This window comes from Roseitalea sp. (assembly GCF_984466335.1).
Genome location: NZ_CFIFWG010000174.1, coordinates 1 through 4739 on the forward strand (window position 1 = coordinate 1; position 4739 = coordinate 4739).

A 4739-nucleotide genomic window follows, 5' to 3' on the forward strand; every position below is an offset into this window, starting at 1 on the left:
TCCGGCGGCCGTGACCGCTCTCATCCATTCGCTTGCCCCGGTGCCGATCGGGCTGGTGGCGGTGTGCGGCCTGGCCGCCGTCTTTCTCGCATCGCCCGTTCGCGACGCGCACGCGCGAAAGGCCCTTGCCGGGCTTGAGGAACTCGAACAGCGCCTTGGCGCCCAGGTCGGCGAAGCCCTGGCCAAGGTGGACACGCATATCGGCGACGACTACCAGGTCGTGCGCGAGCACAATCGGCAGCTTCAGGACAAGATCGAGCAGTTCCGGCAGTCCGAGCGCGACAAGCTGACCCAGGAAATGGAGAATCTGCGCGCGCTCAATGGCGAACTCGAAGCACAGATCAAGCGATGGGCGATCGGATCCGTCGACCAGATGGTCTCTGAAACGGGATCGGAAGGCGTCAAGGTCGCATAGGGCACGAGGGGGGCGGCCGCAGGGCCACAGCATGTTCGAAGGCGAGCAAACCATGTCCAAAACGATGGCGGCCCGTGCCGCATCGGCGTCCCGCCCGTTTCCCGCCGCGCCCTGTGACCCGTTCAAGCTGGCCGCCGAAGCTCTTGAGCTGGCGCAGCAGCACGGCACGCCGCCCGAACCGGAGACCTACAAGGTCTGGTATACCTATGCGGCCGGATCGAGCCTGATGCTCAACGAGCGCGTCGAATCGTTGATCGCCGACGGCGCCAAGCCGAGCGTTTACGATCTGTCCGCGCTCAACGGGGAGATCATCGAGGGCCGGCTTGCCGGCCAGGCCGCCGAAATCGAGGCCAACGACAATCTGAGCAGGGAAATGGAGGAGGTCCAGTCCTTCATACGCGCCTACCTGCAGACGACCGAGCGCTATGAAGGGGCGATCGACAGCACGACCAAATCGCTCAGCAATGCCTCGACCGCCAACGAGGTGGAGATGGTCATCGCGCTGATGATTCGCGAAAACCGGCGCATCAGGAGCCAGACCCGGCAGCTCTCGTGCAGCCTGCGTGAAACCCAAGATGAGATCGTTCGCCTCCAGGGCAAGCTGACGCAGTCGCGCAAGGCCGAGATGCAGGATCCGATGACGGGCCTGAACAATCGCCGCTACTTCCAGCACGCCATCGCCTCGGCGCTCGTGCATGCGCAGGCCAACAATCTGCCGCTGAGCTTCGCGATCGCGGACATCGATCACTTCAAGCAGGTCAACGACCGGTTCGGGCATCGGATCGGCGACGAGATTCTCAAGTTCGTCGGCACCTATATCGAGGGCAAGGTCGGTGCCCACGGCACGGTCAGCCGCTATGGCGGCGAGGAGTTCGCCATCATCCTGCCGAACGTTACGATCGAGACGGCCCGCGCGCTGCTTGAGGAGGTCAGGGAGGGCATCGCCCGCGCACGCCTGGTGACGTCCAGGACCAACAAGCCCATCGGCGTGGTCACGGTCTCCTTCGGCGTGTCCGCCTGTCTTGAGGGCGACGGCATCGAAAGGCTGTTCGAGCGCGCCGACAAGCAGCTTTACGAGGCGAAAAGCGCCGGCCGCAATCTGGTCCGATAATCCCGGCGCGGCGGCCCGTCCCGAACATGGTGACCAATGGTGCCGCACCCGGCTCGTCACCTGGTGGCCTGCGCCGCAACGACCGGTCGCAGCCCGGCGATGCACGGGTCGCCACCTGGTGGCGGCCATCTGACGCGGGGCGCGACAAGGCCACACCCGTTCATGCTGCCTTGACAGGACGGATCGCCGGCCGTCAGCCGGCCTCGGTGCCGCCCACGGTCATCCGGTCCATTCTGAGATGGGGCTGCCCGATGCCCACCGGCACGCCCTGGCCGGCCTTGCCGCAGGTGCCCACGCCATTGTCGAGCGCAAGATCGTCGCCGATCATCGAGACGCGGTGCATTGCGTCCGGGCCGTTGCCGATCAGCATCGCGCCCTTGACCGGATAGGCGATCCTGCCGCCCTCGATCCTGTAGGCCTCGGTGCAGGCGAAGACGAACTTGCCCGAGGTGATGTCCACCTGGCCGCCGCCGAACGACACCGCATAGATGCCGTCATCGACCGAGGCGATGATCTCCTCGGGGCTCTTGTCGCCGGCCAGCATGTAGGTGTTGGTCATGCGCGGCATCGGCACATGGGCATAGGATTCCCGCCGCCCGTTGCCCGTCGCCTTCATGCCCATCAGCCGTGCGTTCTGCCGGTCCTGCATGTAGCCGACGAGCCTGCCGTCCTCGATCAGCACGTTGCGGCCGGACGGCGTGCCCTCGTCGTCGATGGTCAGCGAGCCGCGGCGCTCGCCGATCGTGCCGTCATCGACCACCGTCACGCCCCTGGCCGCGACCTGCTCGCCCATCAGCCCGGCGAAGGCCGACTGCTTCTTGCGGTTGAAATCGCCTTCGAGCCCGTGGCCCACCGCCTCGTGCAGCATCACGCCCGGCCACCCGTTGCCGAGCACGATGTCGAACGTGCCGGCCGGCGCGGGCCGCGCTTCCAGATTGACCAGCGCCTGGCGCAGCGCGTCGTCGGCCGCCTCCCGCCAGCGTGCGGTGGCGATGAAGTCGCCGAACGATTGGCGCCCGCCCATGCCGTGCGCTCCGGTCTCCTGACGGTCGCCGTCGCCGACGATCACCGACACGTTGACGCGGACCAGCGGGCGGATGTCCTTTGCGAAGTGGCCGTCCGCGCGCAGGATCTCGACCACCTGCCAGGAGGCGGCGAGCGACGCCGAGACCTGGCGCACGCGCGCGTCCTTGCCGCGCAGATAGGCGTCGATCTCCTCCAGCAGCTTGACCTTGGCCTCGAACGAAGGCTCGCCGATCGAGTTCATGTCGCCGTAAAGCTTCGTGTTGGTGCGCTGCGGCGCGTCCGAATAGGTGCCCGAATGGCCTGCCGTGACCGCGCCCACGGCGCTTTGGGCGCGCTTGAGCGCGGCCTCGGACAGATCGTCCGATTCCGCATAGCCGACCGCCTCTCCGGCCACCGCCCGCAGCCCGAAGCCCGATGCGGTGTTGAACGCGCCCGTCTTCAGCCGTCCATTGTCGAAGACGAGCGTTTCGGCTTCGCGATATTCAAGGAACAGTTCGCCGTCGTCGGACGTCCCAAGCGCATCGGCGACAAGCGCGCGCACGCGTTCCTCGGACACGTCGAAGCGGGAGATCAGGCCGGTCTGCATGGTCTTGCCTTTCGAAATCGGACGCTTTGGCACCACATAAGGCGCTCTGTTGCCCGTTTCGACCCCCGCGCCGACGGCGGCGCGTCAGGGCAGCGCGTCGAAGCCCTCGGTGAAGCCGGCCAGATCGACGGGGATGCCGATGCCTTCCTCGGGCGTGTCGAACACGGTGAAGGTGGCCTCGGCGCCCGCCTTGAGGCTGTCGAGCAACTGTTTCTCCAGAATCACCTCGGCATAGCAGCCGTCCGAGAAGCAGCGCACGAAATAGGCCCGGCCCATGTCGGTACCGTCGATGTGCAGGCCGAGCCCGTTCGGCAGCAGGACACCGAGCGGCACCTGGATGCGCAGGATTTGCGCCGTCCGGTCGGCCGTCTTGAAGGCGACGACCGAAAGGCCGAGCTCGGGACGGTCATCGGCGACGACGTTCTGGATCAGAACGCATTGCTCGCTTGAGGCGCCGGGGGGCGTCGAGCATCGAAGCTGCCACCAGCCATATTCGCCGCGCACCGAATCCTGCTGGGCGTGGGCGGGCGGCGCGTTGAATGCAGGCACGAGCATCAGCGCGGCCAGCGCGAATGCGATATGGCCGGCATATCGATGGGGTCGGCAAGGGAAAGTCACGGGCAGATCATGCTCCGGATCGCGAATCGGCTTGAGACGCCCTTTCTACGACGGGCCGGCGGCAAATGATACGCCGCGCTGCCGATGACAAGCGGCCCTTGACGGCGAAAACAAGGCGAAACCGCGCTTTCGGTCACATCCTATGCGCGGCGCGCGGCGTCCGGTCGCCGGATCGCTTGCCGCACAAGCGCTGAAATGACGCATGAATATACCACTGTCGCAGTTGCGAGCGCCGATTTAATGTGGTTCTAAGCCGCACAATGACAGGAGCCGCAAGAGCTTCGGACGGGACTTTGGGAGACTAAGGCGTGTTGAAGAAGACGTTGGGCCGCCTGTGCGCGGCTGCAATCGCAACCGGCGCGGCGTCGTCCGCGGCCATGGCCGCGAAGCCCGAACCCTGGCAGTTGAGCTTTCAACCCGCCGCAACGGACATCATGGAGCAGATCGTCTGGTTCGAGCGCTACACGCTCGTTCTCCTGGTGCCGATCGTGCTGCTTGTCCTGGGCCTTCTGGCCTGGGTGATGATCCGCTATCGCGCGAGCGTAAATCCGGTGCCCTCCCGCGTCAGCCACAACACGACGATCGAGGTGGTCTGGACCGTCGGTCCGATCATCGTTTTGCTGCTCATCGCGGTGCCGTCCTTCCAGCTTCTGGCCAACCAGTATTCCCCGCCCGAAGAGCCGGCGCTCACGGTCAAGACGACCGGCTATCAGTGGTATTGGGGCTATGAGTACCAGACCCTGGACGGCGAGGAGGTCTTCTTCGACCAGATCATGCTGCGCGACGAGGACCGCGCCGCCCTGGGCAAGGGGGACGAGGCGGCCTATCCGCGCCTGCTGGCCGTCGACAATGAACTGGTCGTGCCGGTCGACACCACCGTGCGGCTGCTGGTGACCGCCGCCGACGTGCTGCATTCCTGGACGATTCCCGCCTTCGGCGTCAAGATGGACGCCGTCCCCGGCCGCCTCAACGAGACGTGGTTC

At 66.0% G+C, this 4739-nt stretch carries 5 protein-coding genes; 3 read left to right on the top strand and 2 right to left on the bottom strand.

Annotated elements, in window-relative coordinates; genetic code table 11:
• Positions 1–415: hypothetical protein (locus AC5E6L_RS13380; RefSeq protein ID WP_491773924.1), on the top strand; the 415-nt coding region annotated here is incomplete at its 5' end.
• Between the two features lie 52 nt (positions 416–467).
• The gene (locus tag AC5E6L_RS13385; RefSeq protein ID WP_491229680.1) at positions 468–1526 is read left to right on the top strand and encodes a GGDEF domain-containing protein; all 1059 of its coding nucleotides are present in this window, start codon (positions 468–470) and stop codon (positions 1524–1526) included.
• A gap of 193 nt (positions 1527–1719) precedes the next feature.
• Here the strand turns inward: AC5E6L_RS13385 and tldD are convergent, their stop codons facing one another.
• Both tldD and AC5E6L_RS13395 read right to left on the bottom strand, forming a co-directional pair.
• Positions 1720–3138: a metalloprotease TldD gene (gene tldD / locus AC5E6L_RS13390; RefSeq protein WP_491773927.1), complete on the bottom strand. Its 1419-nt coding sequence runs from the start codon at positions 3136–3138 to the stop codon at positions 1720–1722.
• Between the two features lie 84 nt (positions 3139–3222).
• Positions 3223–3693 (bottom strand): invasion associated locus B family protein, encoded by a 471-nt coding sequence (locus AC5E6L_RS13395; RefSeq protein WP_491229678.1) that lies wholly within the window; start codon positions 3691–3693, stop codon positions 3223–3225.
• Between the two features lie 440 nt (positions 3694–4133).
• Between AC5E6L_RS13395 and AC5E6L_RS13400 the strand changes: the two genes are divergently transcribed.
• A partial coding sequence (locus AC5E6L_RS13400; protein WP_491773929.1) for a cytochrome c oxidase subunit II transmembrane domain-containing protein occupies positions 4134–4739 on the top strand: 606 nt, incomplete at its 3' end.

Excerpts from the sequence above, each read along its gene's own strand:
- tldD (WP_491773927.1), bottom strand. The coding sequence starts at position 3,138 with ATGCAGACCGGCCTGATCTCCCGCTTCGACGTGTCCGAGGAACGCGTG.
- AC5E6L_RS13385 (WP_491229680.1), top strand. The coding sequence starts at position 468 with ATGTCCAAAACGATGGCGGCCCGTGCCGCATCGGCGTCCCGCCCGTTT.
- AC5E6L_RS13395 (WP_491229678.1), bottom strand. The coding sequence starts at position 3,693 with ATGCTCGTGCCTGCATTCAACGCGCCGCCCGCCCACGCCCAGCAGGAT.